Here is a 15,083-nt window from a genome sequence, read left to right as displayed (position 1 = left end):
ATATGTATTAATATGGTATAATTGACGGCCTGTTAGGCTTTCCCATCGTCTGAATTGCTTCGGAATGAAGCAAACGGTCGGAGGGGATAAGATGAAATATAGCGTTGTGGCTGCAGCCGTATGTCTATGTATGGAATTGCATGCTGGATCAGTGCAGGCGGGAACTGTTCTCGCAAAGGTGGATCTTCGGTCGCAAACAATGACCGTTTCGGAAGATGGTGTTTTCAAGTATCGGTGGAAAGTTTCGACGGCGCGTAGGGGTTATGTTACGCCGACAGGCTCCTATACGGCGAAATGGCTTTCGAAAGATCATCGCTCAAAGAAATACGACGACGCGCCGATGCCCTATGCTGTGTTTTTCAATGGCGGTTATGCTGTCCACGGCACCTATGAGGTGAGGCATCTCGGCCAGCCCGCTTCGCACGGCTGCGTGCGGCTGGAGACCCGTAATGCCGCAACCTTCTTTTCCATGACTGCGGATGTAGGCCTCAGCAACACGCGGATTGTCATCAGCGAGTGAGCGTCTCACACCGTGCGAATTTGTTCGCAAGGCTGGTATAGCCGTAATGCTGCCGCATCTTGCACGCATGTCGGCCGCGATCCGGCCGATGGTGGCGTGAGGACTGCCTTTGCTGTTTGCGCAACAGTCATCCGCCAAATTGCCGGGGTTTCTATTGGAAAGCATTGGCTTTTGGACTGGATTTCCCTATGAGGGGGATTGAATTATTATTTCAAGAGGTATGGGCAGTGACTGCTACATTTGACAAAGTTGCCGACATCATCGCTGAGACCAGCGAAATCGACCGTGAGACGATCACTCCGGAAAGCCACACGATCGACGACCTCGGCATCGACAGCCTCGACTTCCTGGACATCGTGTTCGCCATCGACAAGGAATTCGGCATCAAGATCCCGCTCGAGCAGTGGACGCAGGAAGTCAATGAAGGCAAGGTTTCGACCGAAGAGTACTTCGTGCTGAAGAACCTTTGTGCCAAGATCGATGAATTGCGCGCCGCCAAGGGCTGAGCAACATTCTTGCATTTTTTGACGCCCAGCCGCCCCTGAATATGGCGGCCGGGCGGTTTCATTCTTAAATAGCGTATCCCGCCCGTAGCATCGTGCGCTGTCGGGTTGGAGCGGAGGCGTTGATGCTGCTGGAATATTTCCAGATGATCGACAGGGTCGTGTCCGTCGATCTGTCCAAGGGCCAGTTGAAGGCTCATTCTGTCGTTCCGGCGAAAAGCCCAGTTTTCGAAGGCCATTTCCCCGGCATGCCGCTTGTTCCGGGCGTTCTGCTGATCGAAACCATGGCGCAGGCTTCGGGCATGCTGGTGCTGGCGGTAACCAAGTTCGCCTATATGCCGTTTCTGATGTCGGTCGATGGCGCCAAGATGCGCACCTTTGTCGAGCCGGAAGCCGAGCTCGATATCGAGGCCGAGCTGGAGCACGATGGTTCTGGCTTCGCCGTGACCAAGGCGCGCATCACCATTGCGGGGAAGAAGATCTGCGATGCGCAGTTGAAGCTGCGCACCGTGCCGTTTAATGAGGTGCCGCTTGCCGACATCGTGCGTAGGCGGGCAGGCGAGGTCGGTCTCCTCGACGCCATCGCGGCCAACGGTTGATGCTGCCGGCTCGCATTGCGCCGCATTCTAAGAGGATTGATGAATGAGCAAGGCTCAGAATGATGTGGTGATCACGGGTATCGGCATCGTCACCTGTCAGGGTGTCGGCAAGGATGCGCATGTCGCCCTGCTGACATCGGACAAGACGCCACCGACCATCGTGGAAACCGAGAAATTCAAGCCCTATCCGGTGCATCCGCTGCCTGAGATCGACTGGTCGCAGCAGATCCCGAAGCGCGGCGATCAGCGGCAAATGGAAAACTGGCAGCGTATCGGCGTCTTCACTGCCGGACTGGCTTTGGACGATGCCGGCTTCAAGGAAGATCTGGAAGCCTGCGGCAGCATGGACATGATCGTCGCGGCCGGCGGCGGCGAGCGCGACCTCAATGTCGATACGCTGATCGTCAATGAGGCCTTGAACCGCAACGATCGCGAAGTGCTCTTGAACGAGAAGCTGACGACCGAACTGCGGCCGACTCTGTTCCTTGCACAGCTTTCCAATCTGCTCGCCGGCAATATCTCGATCGTCCACAAGGTCACCGGCTCGTCACGCACCTTCATGGGTGAGGAAGCCGCCGGCATTTCCGCTGTCGAGACCGCCTTCCATCGCATCAAGTCGGGTGAATCGAGCCATGCCCTGGTCGGCGGCGCCTTTTCGGCCGAGCGGCTCGACATGATCCTGTTGATCGAATCCATCAATGCACACGCCCTCGGCGCATGGCATCCGTTGTGGTCGCGCACGCCGGACAATGGCGGCGGCATGATTATGGGGTCGCTCAGCGCGTTTCTCGTGCTCGAATCCCGCGCCCATGCCGAAGGCCGCGGCGCGCATATTTATGCGAGCATCGATTCGATCGAGGGGGATCGCGGCAGCCGTGACGGAGGCAGGTTCGAGGCACGATTGGAGCGTATGCTCACATCAGCCAAAGAGGGCCAGGGCGATACGACCGTCATCTTCTCCGGGACGACGGCAATTACCGATCTTGCCCAGCGCGAGAAAGCCGTTCTCGAGGCACAGCTTCCCGCCTCGGCCATTCGCGGCTACGGCGGAGTTTCCGGCCATGGGCTTGAAAGCCAGTTTCCGCTCGGGATTGCTTTCGCGGCGCTCGCCCTCGCCAATCAGGCCAAGGTGCCGCCATTTGATGCCGCTAATGAAAAGCCGATGACGGCCGGTGCGCGCAAGGCTGTGGTAACGACTGTCGGCCATGCGCGCGGCGAAGGCATCGCCGTACTTTCCGCCGAAGCGTGAGGAACAAGATCATGACCGCATCCGCTTACAAGGATCATCTGGGGCGTCCCATCGTTGCCGTCACCGGCATGGGAATCATCACTTCGCTCGGTCAGGGCCTGCAGGACAATTGGAACGCGCTTTCGTCGGGCACCTCCGGCATCCATAATATCACGCGCTTCCCGACGGACGGGCTTTCGACGCGTATCGCCGGCACGGTGGATTTCATCGATATTCCGGCGCCGAATGCCGTTGAACGCTCATATGCCTTTGCACGCGAGACAACCATTGAGGCTTTGGCCCAGGCAGGCATTTCCGGTGATTTCGATGCGCCGCTGTTCCTTGCCGCGCCGCCGATCGAGCCGGAATGGAGCGCCCGCTTCGAGCTTGCCGATCGTTCGCCGCCGGCGGATCATCAGGGCGACGCCTATGAGCGTTTCCTAGCCGCCATGCGCCAGCGCCCGGATGCTGTTTTCCACGAAGCGGCGCTCTTCGGGGCCATTTCCGAGCGCCTTGCCGACCGTTTCGGCACGCGCGGCCTGCCGATAACGCTATCGACGGCCTGTGCGTCCGGCGTGACCGCCATCCAGCTCGGCATCGAGGCGATCCGCCAGGGCCGGACGGCGCGGGCTCTGACGGTTGCGACCGACGGGTCGCTCAGCGCCGAGGCGCTGATCCGCTTCTCGCTGCTGTCGGCACTTTCGACCCAGAACGATCCGCCGACCAAGGCATCCAAGCCGTTCAGCAAGGACCGTGACGGCTTCGTCATAGCGGAAGGTGCTGCGACGCTGGTGCTGGAATCGCTGGAGGCGGCGATTGCGCGCGGCGCCAAGATCCTCGGCATCATGAAGGGTGCGGGCGACAAGGCGGACTCCTTCCATCGCACGCGTTCCTCGCCCGACGGCGGCCCGGCGATCGCGACGATTCGCGCGGCGCTGGCCGATGCCGGCATGGATGAGAGCGATATCGGCTATATCAACGCCCACGGCACATCGACGCCGGAAAACGACAAGATGGAATATGGCGCCATGTCCGCTGTCTTCGGCGAGCGGCTCTCGGCCATTCCCGTTTCGTCGAACAAGTCGATGATTGGCCATACGCTGACGGCGGCGGGCGCGGTCGAGGCGGTGTTCTCGCTGCAGACCATGCTGACCGGCACGCTGCCGCCGACCATCAACTACAACAATCCGGATCCGTCGATCGTTCTCGACGTCGTGCCGAACAAGAAGCGTGAAAAACAGGTAAAGGCGATCCTTTCGAACTCCTTCGGGTTCGGCGGCCAGAATGCCAGCCTTGTCATGGCGCTTGAACCGGCTTAATCGGACCTTTGAAGAACAAGACACTGGAGCGAGACGACGTATCTTCAAATCGTCGCCTCGCTCCAGGACTATTGGATGTGGCATGATCTTGTCCGAAAACCGCTTCGCACTTTTCGGGATCGTGCCTTAGGACGCCTAAAAGGCGAGGGATTTTGTCATGCGTGCTTTGCAACTGGTTGACGACCGCAAACTTGAGATCACCGATCTGCCAGAGCCAGACGCTCCTGGCGCGGGCGAGGTGACGCTGCGCGTCAAGGCCGTTGCCCTCAATCACATCGACGTCTGGGGCTGGCGGGGCATGGCCTTTGCCAAGCGCAAGATGCCGCTTGTCATCGGTGCGGAAGCCGCCGGTGTGGTCGAGGCGATCGGGCCGGGCGTGGCCAACGTGCTGCCGGGGCAGCTCGTCTCGATCTATGGCGCGCGCACCTGCGGCCTTTGCCGTCATTGCCGCGAAGGCCGCGACAATCTCTGTGAGAATGTCAGCGGTGTTCATGGCTTCCATCTCGACGGCTTCGCACAGGAGAAGGTCAATCTTCCGGCGCGCCTGCTGGTTCCGGCGCCTCCCGGCGTCGATGCGATCGGCGCGGCACTCGCGCCCGTCACCTTCGGTACCGTGGAGCATATGCTGTTCGACAATGCCAAGCTGGAGCCGGGCGAGACGATCCTCGTCCACGCCGGCGGCTCGGGCATCGGCACCGCGGCTATCCAGCTTGCCAAGAAGATCGGCTGCACTGTCATCACGACAGTCGGCTCCGACGACAAGATCGAGAAGGCCAAGGCGCTGGGTGCCGATCATGTCATCAATTACCGCACCGACCGCTTCGAGGGTGTGGTGCGCAAGCTGACGAAGAAAAAGGGTGTCGACGTCGTTTTCGAACATGTCGGCAAGGATACCTGGGCCGGCTCCATGCTCTGCATGAAGCGTGGCGGTCGCCTCGTGACCTGCGGTTCGACCTCGGGTGTGTCGACCGAAATGAACCTGATGATGCTGTTCCAGCAGCAGCTGAAGCTCTTCGGTTCCTTCGGCTGCCGCATGGAGAACATGGCGAACGCCATGCAGAAGATGGCGCGGGGCCTGGTGCATCCGGTGATCGACACCGAGGTAAGCTTCAGCGATATCGACCGGGCGCTGGAACGGATGGAATCGCGCCAGATCTTCGGCAAGATCATCTTGAAGATGGATTGAGCCGCGTGAAGCTCGTCATCACCCGGATCGTCCTCTCGCTCAGAAATTTCCGGCAATGGCTGGTGGCGCAGGTCATCTTCGGTTTCCTCAATTTTCTGAAGCTGTTTCCGGCGGATGGCGGCATCAGGTTTGCCGATTGGTTGACCCGCAAGATCGGTCCGCGCATGCGCCGGCACACATTGATGCTGACCAACCTGCGTAACGCCTTTCCGGAAAAGAGCGAGGCGGAGATCGAGAAGATCGCGCTCGCGAGCTGGGGCAATATGGGGCGGCTGGCGGCGGAATATGTCTTTCTCGACCGGCTTTTCGATTTCGATCCCCATAGCGACAAGCCGGGCCGCGTCGAGGTTTCGGGTATTCCGATCTTTCTCGATCTCAGGGATAACCCGCGGCCATTCATCGTCTTTACCGGCCATACCGGCAATTTCGAGTTGCTGCCCGTCGCCGGTGCTGCCTTCGGCCTCAAGGTGACGGTGCTGTTTCGCCCGCCGAACAATCCCTATGTCGCCAAGAAGGTTTTTGACTTTCGCGCGAAACGCATGGGGAATCTCGTACCATCGCATGCGGGGTCATCATTCGCCCTTGCCAGGGAACTGGAAGCGGGCGGTGGCGTCGGCGTGCTGGTCGATCAGAAATTTCGCAAGGGTTTGAAGACCTTGTTCTTCGGCCGGGAGGTGAAAACCAATCCGCTTCTGCCGAAGCTCGTGCGCCAGTTCAACTGCGAGGTCTATCCGGCTCGTTGCATCCGCCTGCCAGGCAACCGCTATAGGTTGGAAATCGAGCCGAAGCTGGAGATGCCGCGCAACGAGTTGGGTAATCTCGATTTGCCGGCGACGGCGCAGATGTTGAACGACAAAGTCGAGGGCTGGGTGAGGGAGAATCCCGAGCAATGGCTCTGGTATCATGATCGCTGGAACATCAAGAAAACTGTCTTCTAGGCTTCTGCCAAGCTCGTGCCAGAGCAGGTCTTATGTTTCTCCAGGTCCAGTCTTCATACAGTCATTCGGCCCAGTAAGCCTTTCATTTCAGAAAGTTCGCCTTTTCCGAGAACTTCCACTCATCTGGATTGAAAGTGAGGGTAAGTCATGTTAATTCACATGATAGAAAGTCTGGTGAGAATGCGGACACCAGACTGATTATCCTTGGGCATGTCAGCGTCGGGAAACGAGGCCTCGGTGTTTGACTATGGTCAGGGACAGGAGGGCAATTTTGCTGGCACTCTTTCATGCCTTCTCCACGAAATGTAACCAGATTCAGCGTGCGATAAAACTTGGCGACGATGAGCTTGTAGCGTCACTTGATCGCGAATTGGAGCCGCTTATAGCGGCTATTTTGGCCTCTAGGGCCACAAGCCTGCTTGAAATGTACATGCAGCTCCAGTTCATGAACAATCTCATCCGGGAAGAATCGGACGATCGGTCGCGGGTTGTACGCAATTCAGCGTCGCTGTCCGTGCTGATCGATCGCTATTTCGGCGGCGCGAGCGATGCTGCGGCCGAGGTCTTGATAGCGTTTTCGTCCAAGAAAAAGGAACGCGACGATCTGTTTGGCTATGACGAAGGCAGCGTCCTGAACGATGTCATTCTCAACAGTCTGCCGGATCGCGTTGCCGTCATCACGCGGGATTATCGCTATCTCTACAGCAACGCTGCCAATTCGGAGTTTCTGAAATCGAAGCCGATCGAACTGGTCGGACGGCATATGTCCGAATTCATCGGTTCCGAATATTTCGAAAGCAGCGTCAGGACGAAGCTCGATTCCTGCTTCGCAGGCGAGGCGGTCGAGTGCCTCTATCCGGGCTATCATACTGTAGAGCCCGGCAAGGTCCTTCACTGCAGCATGACACCGCTTCGCACCAAGGGCGAGGTGATCGGCGCATTGCTCGTCATGCATGAAGTGAGTGCAGTCCCCGCCCACATGATGGTAGCCTGAACCCGCGTTCAGGCCCCGATCGGCAATCTTTCGATGGAGTCGGCCGCGAGGCGGAGATCTGACCCGTTTTCCCTATTATATTCTTGATCCGGCGCTGTTCGATTGGTTTCGGAGCGCCGGCCTCGGGCTTGTCCTCATTGCTGCATTCCATGCAGTAGCAGCGGAACTTGATCACGTTCGGCTTCTTCATGCTGCTGGCCCGTTCCAACTGGCGAAAGGATCCGGCAGGTCTCGCCAGCGCTCCGGCGTAAATCGGTCCGCCTTGACCAGGCAGGCATTCAGCTCCGCGGTGATCTTCTGCCGGTCCATGGGATCGGCGCCGATGAAGACCAATTCCTGACGGCGGTCGCCCCAGACCGGATCGAGATAGGGAGCCAGAGCCTGCTTGAAAGACGGATCGCGGGGCCATTGCTCCTGTGGCACGGCGGCCCACCACAGGCCCATTTTGCTCGTGCGGACCAGCGCGCCAGCCTGACTCATTTCGCCGACATGGTAAGGCCGGGTCGCGAGCCAGAAAAAGCCCTTGGCGCGAACGACACCCGGCCAGGAACGATTGAGAAAGGCTTGGAATCTCGTGGGATCGAACGGTTTCTTCGCGCGATAGACGAAGGAGCGTATGCCATATTCTTCCGTTTCGGGAACATGGTCCTTGAAGCCGTGCAACTCCTTGTACCATAGCGGATGCGTTTCGGCGCGATCGATGTCGAAGCGGCCGGTACCGAGAACTTCGGTCGGTTCGACCGCGCCGAAATCCGTTTCGATTAGACGTGCATCGGGATTGAGGCCGACAATGATCTTGCGTGCGGCGTCGCGCTGCTCGGCAGTGGCTGAACCGATCTTGTTGAGGATGACGACATCGGCAAATTCGATCTGCTCGACCAGGAGATCGACGATGGTCCTGTTGTCGCCGTCACCCGCGGTTTCGCCGCGATCGGCAAGGAAATCCGTCGAGCCGTAGTCCGCCAGAAGGTTGGCTGCGTCGACGACCGTGACCATGGTGTCGAGCCGGGCGACGTCTGCGAGGCTGCTGCCATCCTCGTCGCGAAACTCGAAGGTTGTCGCAACGGGCAGGGGCTCGGCTATGCCAGTCGATTCGATCAGCAGATAGTCGAAACGGTCCTGCTCGGCGAGCTGACGCACCTCCTTCAGGAGATCGTCGCGCAGCGTGCAGCAGATGCAGCCGTTGGTCATCTCGACGAGTTGTTCCTCGGTGCGTGAGAGATTGGCGCCGCCGTCACGCACCAGCGCGGCATCGATATTCACCTCGCTCATGTCGTTGACGATCACGGCGACGCGCAGGCCCTGGCGGTTGTTGAGAATATGATTGAGCAGCGTCGTCTTGCCGGTGCCGAGGAAACCGGAGAGGACGGTAACCGGGAGCTTCTTGTTCATGACAATCTCTTTGTAATGTAATATCATAACATTTGTTGGCGTGAAAAAAGCGAGCAATGGGCTCGCTTCCTTCGGCGATATTCAGCCTGGCTCAGGAGAGGCAGGCTTTTAGGGAGTTTGCGATGCCGCGCATCAGGGTAAAGTAGAGATCCGGCCCCTGCGGCAGCGTTGCGGCTTCGGGATCGAGGACTCCAGATTTCGCGGATGTGCCTTCCAGCACGACATTGACCAGCTTTGGTTCGAATTGCGGTTCGGCGAAAACGCAGGTCGCGCCGAGATCGGCGACCTTGCTGTGAATTTCCGATACGCGCTGCGCACCGGGAATGGTTTCCGGGCTTACCGTGATGGAGCCGGAAACGCGCACGCCGTAGCGATGCTCGAAGTACTGATAGGCATCGTGGAAGACGATGAAGGGCTTGTTCTTCACCGGCGCGAGTGTCGAGGCAATTTCGGTATCGAGGGCATCGAGCTTGTCGTTCAATGCCTTCTGATTTGCTTCATAGATCAGCGCGTTGGCGGGGTTGGTGGCGACCAGCGACGTGGTGATTTCGGCCACCATCGCCTTCGCATTGTGCGGATCGAGCCAGAGATGCGTGTCGAATTCTTCGTGATCGTGTGCGTGGTCTTCGCCGGCGGCCGGCTCGTCGCCGTCGTCATGTGACTCGAAGGCGCCGCCCTCGCGGAACTTGAGCTTGGTGATGCCTGGCGCCTGATCGAGCTCGACGACGGTGGCATTGGAGCCGAGAGAGGCGAGCGGCTTCTGCAAGAAGGCTTCCATGCCCGGACCGACCCAGAAAACCACCTGCGCCTGCTGGAGGCTGCGGGCATTCGAGGGCTTGAGCGCATAGGTATGTGGTGAGGCAGCACCATCGACGATGAGATCCGGCGTGCCGACCCCTTGCATGACGGCAGCGACAAGCGAATGAACCGGCTTAATGGAGACGACGACCTTTGGGGCATCGGCTGCAGTTGCGGTGGTGCCGACAAGCAGGCCTGAAAGCAGGAGAGAGGCGGCGAGGGGAAAGAAAGCTTTTGCGACGTTCATGCGATAAGTGCCCTTGAATGGGTCTGTTATGTTATTACATCAATTGCGTTATGCTATAACGTGTGCGATAGCATGGCGCAATAGCGCAATTGGAAATTTCATGCTCTCTTCCATCGACAGCAAGAGCCGGCCCCTGGTGTCGCTCCATGATGTCGGCGTCCGCCGCGACGGTCGCTGGCTGGTGCGCGGCGTCGATTTTTCCGTGAGCCGAGGTGAGATCGTCACCCTCATCGGCCCGAATGGTTCCGGCAAATCCACCAGCGCCAAGGTGGCGATCGGCGTGCTGAAGCCGGACGAGGGGCGTGTCGATCGCATCGCCGGCCTGAAGGTCGGCTATGTTCCGCAAAAGCTTGCGATCGACTGGACCCTGCCGCTCAGCGTGCAGCGACTGATGACCTTGACGGGGCCTTTGCCGGAGAGCGAGCTGCGCGCGGCGCTGGAGGCGGTCGGCATAGCGCATCTTGCCAAGGCCGAGGTGCAGCATTTGTCCGGCGGTGAATTCCAGCGGGCGCTGCTCGCGCGTGCCATCGCCCGCAAGCCCGATCTTCTGGTGCTCGACGAGCCGGTGCAGGGGGTTGATTTCAACGGCGAGATCGCGCTTTACGACCTCATCAAGTCGATCCGCAATTCCGAAGGCTGCGGCATCCTGCTGATTTCGCACGATCTGCATGTCGTCATGGCCGCGACAGATACCGTCGTCTGCCTGAACGGCCATGTCTGCTGCCGGGGTACGCCGCAGACGGTCAGCCAGAGCCCCGAATATGTGAAACTCTTCGGCACGCGCGCGGCGCAATCTCTGGCAATCTACAGCCACCATCACGACCACACGCATCTGCCCGACGGTCGCGTGCAGCATGCCGATGGTTCGATCACCGATCATTGCCACGCCGGCGACGGCCATCATCCTGATGACCACGGCGATCATGACCACGATCACGGCGATCATCAGCACCATCATGACCATGATCATGCCGAGGGAGAGCGCCATGTTTGACGATTTCTTCCTGCGCGCCATTTTCGCCGGCGTCGGGCTGGCGCTGACCACGGGGCCGCTTGGCTGCTTCATTATCTGGCGGCGCATGGCCTATTTCGGCGATACGATCTCGCATTCGGCGTTGCTCGGCGTGGCGCTGTCGCTGCTCTTCCAGCTCAATCTGACGCTTTCCGTCTTCGCGGTCGCGGCACTCGTCTCGATCCTGCTGCTCTTCCTGCAGCGGCGGCAGGCGCTGTCGGCGGATGCGCTGCTCGGCATTCTCTCGCATGCGACCCTGGCGATCGGCCTGGTCATCGTCGCCTTCATGAGCTGGGTCAGGATCGATCTCATCGCCTTCCTTTTCGGCGATATCCTTGCCGTCGGCCAGTCCGACATCCTGGTGATCTGGGGCGGTGGTATCCTTGTGCTGGCGGCGATTGTCTGGCTGTGGCGGCCGCTGTTGGCATCCACCGTCAATCCCGAGCTGGCCGAGGCCGAAGGGTTGCGGCCGGAGCGCGCGAAGTTGTTCTTCATGCTGCTGATGGCCGCGGTGATCGCGATTGCCATGAAGATTGTCGGCATCCTGCTGATTACCGCACTTCTGATCATTCCAGCAGCCACAGCGCGCCGCTTCGCTTCGACGCCGGAGACGATGGCGATTTTTGCCTCGCTCCTCGGTGCCGTCGCCGTCGTCGGCGGGCTGTTCGGATCGCTGCGCTATGACACGCCTTCCGGCCCGTCCATCGTGGTTGCGGCGCTCATTCTGTTTATCATCAGTCTGCTGCCCCTCGTTCGCAGGGGCGCCGCGCCGGCGGCGGAACAGAGAGGACAGTCATCATGACCACTCCGATGCTCACCAAGAACCAGACCCTGGTTTTCGATGTCCTGACCAAGGCGGAATCGCCGCTCAGCGCCTACACCATTCTCGACAAGCTGCGCGATCAGGGATTTCGCGCGCCGCTGCAGGTCTACCGCGCGCTGGATAAGCTGCTGGAATATGGCGTCGTGCACCGGCTCGAAAGCATCAACTCCTTCGTCGCCTGCGCCCATCCGGATGAAAACTGCCACAGTCACGGCCTCGTTGCCTTCGCCATTTGCGAAAGCTGCGGCCAGGTGATCGAATTCCACGATCATGAGGTCGATCACCGGCTGATGGATTGGCTGAAGTCGCAGAAATTCAAAGCCGAGAAGTCGACCATCGAAATCCGCGGTCACTGCGCGAAGTGCGCGGCCTAGAGCGGTTACGCGTTTCACGGAATCGCCCTACCGCTCCATGCTATTGTTTTTGCGCAATCCCGGACGGAAAACCGCTTCGCACTTTTCCTGGAATTGCTCTAATCCAGTCTCTTGAGATCGCGGGCGAAGCGCTGCCAATTGGCGACATAATTGCGGGCCGAGCGGCGCAGGCCTTCGATGGCGGCCTCGTCCAGCGTGCGGATCGCTCTTGCCGGGGCGCCGACGATCAATGATCCGTCCGGAAACTCCTTGCCTTCGGTGACCAGCGCATTGGCGCCGACGAGGCAATTGCTGCCGATCTTCGCGCCGTTCAGCACCGTCGCGCCCATGCCGATCAGCGAGTTGTCGCCGATGGTGCAGCCATGGATGATGGCGTGGTGGCCGATGGTGCAGCCTTCGCCGATCGTGACCGGGAAGGCCGGATCCGTGTGCACCATCGCGCCTTCCTGGATATTCGTGGACTTGCCGATGACGATCGGCTCGTTGTCGCCGCGCAGCACAGCGCCGAACCAGATGCCGACATCCTCGCCGATCTCGACCTTGCCGATCACGCTCGCATCCGGTGCGATCCAATAAAGGTCGGGACCGGGTGTTTTCGGTGTCAGGTCGGCAAGGGCGTAGAGCGGCATGGTTCGTCCTCCTCGATCAAATGACGTTCAGCATCAGCGTCGCGACGCCGTCGACGGCGCAGCTGATCCTGTCGCCACGCGCAACCGGGCCGACGCCGGCGGGCGTGCCGGTCATGATGATGTCGCCTGGCGCCAGCGTGAAGAGCTTGGACAGCTCGGCGATGACCTCAGGCACCTTCCAGATCATCTGGGAGAGGTCGCCCCTTTGGGCCGCTTCGCCGTTGCGCATCAGCCAGATGCCGCCCTTGTCGGGGTGGCCGACGCGGGTAGCGGGGACGAGCGCGGAAACGGGCGCGGAATGCTCGAAGGCCTTGCCGATCTCCCAGGGACGACCGAGCTTCTTGGCCTCGCCCTGCAGGTCGCGGCGGGTGAAATCGATGCCGACGCCATAGCCATAAACGCAGTCGAGCGCCTGCTCGACCGGGATGTCGGCTCCGCCGCTGCGCAGCGCGACGACAAGCTCCACCTCGTGATGCACGTCCGATGACAACGGGGGATAGGGGAAATCGCTCGAAACAAGCAGATTGTCCGGATTCTTCTGGAAGAAGAACGGCGGTTCGCGGCTGGGATCGTGCCCCATCTCGATGGCGTGATCGGCATAGTTGCGGCCGACGCAATAGACGCGGCGCACCGGAAAGAGCTCGGCTTCACCCTCGATTGGCAAGAGGACGGTGGCGGGTGGTGGAATAACTGTCGTAAGAGGGGCGTTCATATGGGCTTTTCGAAACTCTCATTGCTTTCGGAAAGGCGTGCTGCCTTCCGACTCCATGCGGCAACCTAGCATCATTGTCGCTGCCGGGAAAACTGGCCTTCGGAAAGGTTTTGGTGTAGAGCGCGAGGCAGAAAGGTATCCCATGTACAGCGACGCGCTGAAAAACGGCCGCAAGATCTTTGCGGTGGCTCCCATGATCGACTGGACTGACCGGCATTGCAGGTATCTGCATCGGCAGATGAGCCGCCATGCGCTGCTCTATACCGAGATGGTGGTGGCGGATGCGATCATTCACGGCCCGCGCGACCGGCTGCTGGGCCATGATGCGAGCGAGCATCCCGTCGCCCTGCAGCTCGGCGGCTCCGATCCGGCCAAGCTTGCCGAGGCGCTGCGGATTGCGGAAGCCTATGGCTATGACGAGATCAACCTCAATGTCGGCTGCCCTTCGGACCGTGTGCAGTCCGGCACCTTCGGCGCCTGCCTGATGCTGACGCCGGAGACGGTGGCTGCCTGCGTCACAGCGATGAAGACGGTATCGAAGGCCCCCGTCACGGTGAAATGCCGCATCGGTGTCGATGAACAGGAGCCGGAAGCGGCGCTGCCTGAGCTGATGAGTCGCGTGCTCGACGCCGGTGCCGACGCGATCTGGATCCATGCGCGCAAGGCGTGGCTGAAGGGCCTGTCGCCGAAGGAAAACCGCGAGATCCCGCCGCTGGATTACGACATCGTCTATCGCATGAAGCAGCGTTGGCCCGATGTGTTTATCGGCATCAATGGCGGTATCCAGACACTGGATCAGGCCGGGGCGCATCTTGCCCATGTCGACGGCGTCATGCTCGGCCGCGCCGCCTATCAGAATGCGGCCATCCTCACCGACGTCGACCATCGCTTCTTTGGCGATCCGGCCGTTGAGGCCGATTGGAACGACCTGTGCGACCGGATGATGGCCTACGCAGAGCGCCATATCGCTAATAGCGGCCGCCTGCACCATGTCGCCCGCCACATGGTCGGCCTCTTCACCGGCTTGCCCGGCTCGCGCCGCTACCGGCAAATTCTCTCTACCGACGCCAACAAGCCGGGCGCCGTGCCGCAGGTGATCGCTGCGGCTTTCGCCGCGGTGGATTTCGCCGGTGAGGGTGAGCGGGCGAGCGCTTGAGGGGTTCGAGGGGCCTTCGGGCCACCTCGCCATGGGGCTAGAGCGTTTTCGCTTTTCTTCGAATCGCGAAAACGCTCTATCTTTTTGTTTCTTTACGCATTCCAGACGGAAAACCGCTTCGCACTTTTCCTGGAAATGCTCTAATCGACCGCGACCGGATCTGATCGAAAATTGGCTTTGAACAACGCCGTGAGGCTAACTCCACTCTCACCCTGAGGTGCGGAAGGCCCTGAGCTTGTCAAAGGGGCCGCAGCCTCGAAGGACGAGGGTTGCCCCAGCCGGGCAAACGCCAAGGCCTCACAAACGAAAAACGGCGCGGTTTGCACCACGCCGTCAAAAACCTTAATCAGGCTGTCACCAGAGGCTTAGGAAGCCTGGATGTTGACGGCCTTCGGGCCCTTGCCCATGCGATCCGGCTCGGTGTCGAACGTGACCTGCTGGCCTTCGCGCAGCGACTGGATGCCGGAAGCCTGGAGAGCGGAGATGTGGACGAAAACGTCCTTCGCGCCGCCATCAGGAGTGATGAAACCAAAACCCTTGTCCTGGTTGAAAAATTTTACGGTGCCCTTGGTGGCCATGGGGGATAGTCCTTTACCCATCAGTCTTAGTTTATCCGGGGAAACCCAGACGGCTTTGCCTCCGCGACATGCGAA

Annotated in this window: 17 protein-coding genes; 12 read left to right on the top strand and 5 right to left on the bottom strand. The window is 60.0% G+C overall.

Annotation, left to right across the window (positions count from 1 at the left end):
* Positions 1 to 91: 91 nt before the first annotated feature.
* The 8 genes from AB8B29_RS08665 (at position 92) to AB8B29_RS08630 (ending at position 7,287) form a co-directional block, all read left to right on the top strand.
* A complete protein-coding gene (locus AB8B29_RS08665; protein ID WP_037202544.1) occupies positions 92 to 520 on the top strand; it encodes a L,D-transpeptidase in 429 nt (142 codons plus the stop codon).
* Positions 521 to 747: 227 nt separating this feature from the next.
* Positions 748 to 1,026 carry an acyl carrier protein gene (locus AB8B29_RS08660; protein ID WP_003502893.1) on the top strand — a complete coding sequence of 93 codons (279 nt, stop codon included), beginning with the start codon at positions 748 to 750 and terminating at the stop codon, positions 1,024 to 1,026.
* A 122-nt stretch (positions 1,027 to 1,148) separates the two neighbouring features.
* Positions 1,149 to 1,622, top strand: a complete 474-nt coding sequence (locus AB8B29_RS08655; RefSeq protein WP_037202542.1) for a 3-hydroxyacyl-ACP dehydratase FabZ family protein — start codon at positions 1,149 to 1,151, stop codon at positions 1,620 to 1,622.
* 43 nt (positions 1,623 to 1,665) lie between these two features.
* On the top strand, positions 1,666 to 2,871 hold the full coding sequence (locus AB8B29_RS08650) for a beta-ketoacyl-ACP synthase (protein WP_037202541.1): 1,206 nt from the start codon (positions 1,666 to 1,668) through the stop codon (positions 2,869 to 2,871).
* An 11-nt stretch (positions 2,872 to 2,882) separates the two neighbouring features.
* On the top strand, positions 2,883 to 4,169 hold the full coding sequence (locus AB8B29_RS08645; protein WP_037202539.1) for a beta-ketoacyl-ACP synthase: 1,287 nt from the start codon (positions 2,883 to 2,885) through the stop codon (positions 4,167 to 4,169).
* A gap of 157 nt (positions 4,170 to 4,326) precedes the next feature.
* On the top strand, positions 4,327 to 5,355 hold the full coding sequence (locus AB8B29_RS08640; RefSeq protein ID WP_037202538.1) for a zinc-binding dehydrogenase: 1,029 nt from the start codon (positions 4,327 to 4,329) through the stop codon (positions 5,353 to 5,355).
* 5 nt (positions 5,356 to 5,360) lie between these two features.
* On the top strand, positions 5,361 to 6,293 hold the full coding sequence (locus tag AB8B29_RS08635; RefSeq protein ID WP_037202857.1) for a lipid A biosynthesis lauroyl acyltransferase: 933 nt from the start codon (positions 5,361 to 5,363) through the stop codon (positions 6,291 to 6,293).
* 271 nt (positions 6,294 to 6,564) lie between these two features.
* Positions 6,565 to 7,287: a PAS domain-containing protein gene (locus tag AB8B29_RS08630; RefSeq protein WP_037202536.1), complete on the top strand. Its 723-nt coding sequence runs from the start codon at positions 6,565 to 6,567 to the stop codon at positions 7,285 to 7,287.
* A gap of 186 nt (positions 7,288 to 7,473) precedes the next feature.
* Here the strand turns inward: AB8B29_RS08630 and zigA are convergent, their stop codons facing one another.
* Entirely contained in the window at positions 7,474 to 8,679 is a 1,206-nt protein-coding gene (zigA, locus tag AB8B29_RS08625; protein ID WP_037202535.1) for a zinc metallochaperone GTPase ZigA, read from the bottom strand.
* Between the two features lie 91 nt (positions 8,680 to 8,770).
* On the bottom strand, positions 8,771 to 9,724 hold the full coding sequence (locus tag AB8B29_RS08620; RefSeq protein WP_037202534.1) for a zinc ABC transporter substrate-binding protein ZnuA: 954 nt from the start codon (positions 9,722 to 9,724) through the stop codon (positions 8,771 to 8,773).
* Positions 9,725 to 9,824: 100 nt separating this feature from the next.
* Here AB8B29_RS08620 and AB8B29_RS08615 point away from each other — a divergent pair, with 100 nt between their 5' ends.
* From AB8B29_RS08615 to AB8B29_RS08605, 3 genes are read left to right on the top strand one after another with little or no spacing between them, the layout of a single operon-like run.
* The gene (locus AB8B29_RS08615; protein WP_037202533.1) at positions 9,825 to 10,718 is read left to right on the top strand and encodes an ATP-binding cassette domain-containing protein; all 894 of its coding nucleotides are present in this window, start codon (positions 9,825 to 9,827) and stop codon (positions 10,716 to 10,718) included.
* Positions 10,711 to 11,538 carry a zinc ABC transporter permease subunit ZnuB gene (gene znuB / locus AB8B29_RS08610; RefSeq protein ID WP_037202532.1) on the top strand — a complete coding sequence of 276 codons (828 nt, stop codon included), beginning with the start codon at positions 10,711 to 10,713 and terminating at the stop codon, positions 11,536 to 11,538. Before AB8B29_RS08615 ends, znuB begins: the two co-directional genes overlap by 8 nt.
* The gene (locus AB8B29_RS08605) at positions 11,535 to 11,933 is read left to right on the top strand and encodes a Fur family transcriptional regulator (RefSeq protein WP_037202531.1); all 399 of its coding nucleotides are present in this window, start codon (positions 11,535 to 11,537) and stop codon (positions 11,931 to 11,933) included. Before znuB ends, AB8B29_RS08605 begins: the two co-directional genes overlap by 4 nt.
* Positions 11,934 to 12,031: 98 nt before the next feature.
* Here AB8B29_RS08605 and AB8B29_RS08600 read toward each other — a convergent pair whose 3' ends face one another.
* Together AB8B29_RS08600 and AB8B29_RS08595 are read right to left on the bottom strand one after the other, a co-directional pair.
* The gene (locus AB8B29_RS08600) at positions 12,032 to 12,562 is read right to left on the bottom strand and encodes a gamma carbonic anhydrase family protein (protein ID WP_037202530.1); all 531 of its coding nucleotides are present in this window, start codon (positions 12,560 to 12,562) and stop codon (positions 12,032 to 12,034) included.
* A 16-nt stretch (positions 12,563 to 12,578) separates the two neighbouring features.
* On the bottom strand, positions 12,579 to 13,274 hold the full coding sequence (locus tag AB8B29_RS08595) for a fumarylacetoacetate hydrolase family protein (RefSeq protein ID WP_037202528.1): 696 nt from the start codon (positions 13,272 to 13,274) through the stop codon (positions 12,579 to 12,581).
* 142 nt (positions 13,275 to 13,416) lie between these two features.
* Here AB8B29_RS08595 and dusA point away from each other — a divergent pair, with 142 nt between their 5' ends.
* The gene (gene dusA / locus AB8B29_RS08590) at positions 13,417 to 14,430 is read left to right on the top strand and encodes a tRNA dihydrouridine(20/20a) synthase DusA (RefSeq protein ID WP_113119308.1); all 1,014 of its coding nucleotides are present in this window, start codon (positions 13,417 to 13,419) and stop codon (positions 14,428 to 14,430) included.
* A 365-nt stretch (positions 14,431 to 14,795) separates the two neighbouring features.
* On the opposite strand, the gene AB8B29_RS08585 is transcribed toward dusA, so the two are convergent.
* Positions 14,796 to 15,008, bottom strand: coding sequence for a cold-shock protein (locus AB8B29_RS08585; RefSeq protein WP_034504664.1), 213 nt, complete (start codon positions 15,006 to 15,008; stop codon positions 14,796 to 14,798).
* Between the last annotated feature and the right edge of the window lie 75 nt (positions 15,009 to 15,083).

The sequence above is a fragment of the Rhizobium sp. 11_C7_N12_5 genome, assembly GCF_051811145.1.
Taxonomy (GTDB): domain Bacteria; phylum Pseudomonadota; class Alphaproteobacteria; order Rhizobiales; family Rhizobiaceae; genus Rhizobium; species Rhizobium lusitanum.
Note: the sequence above shows the minus strand (reverse complement) of the source record. Positions and strands in the feature narration are given on the sequence as shown.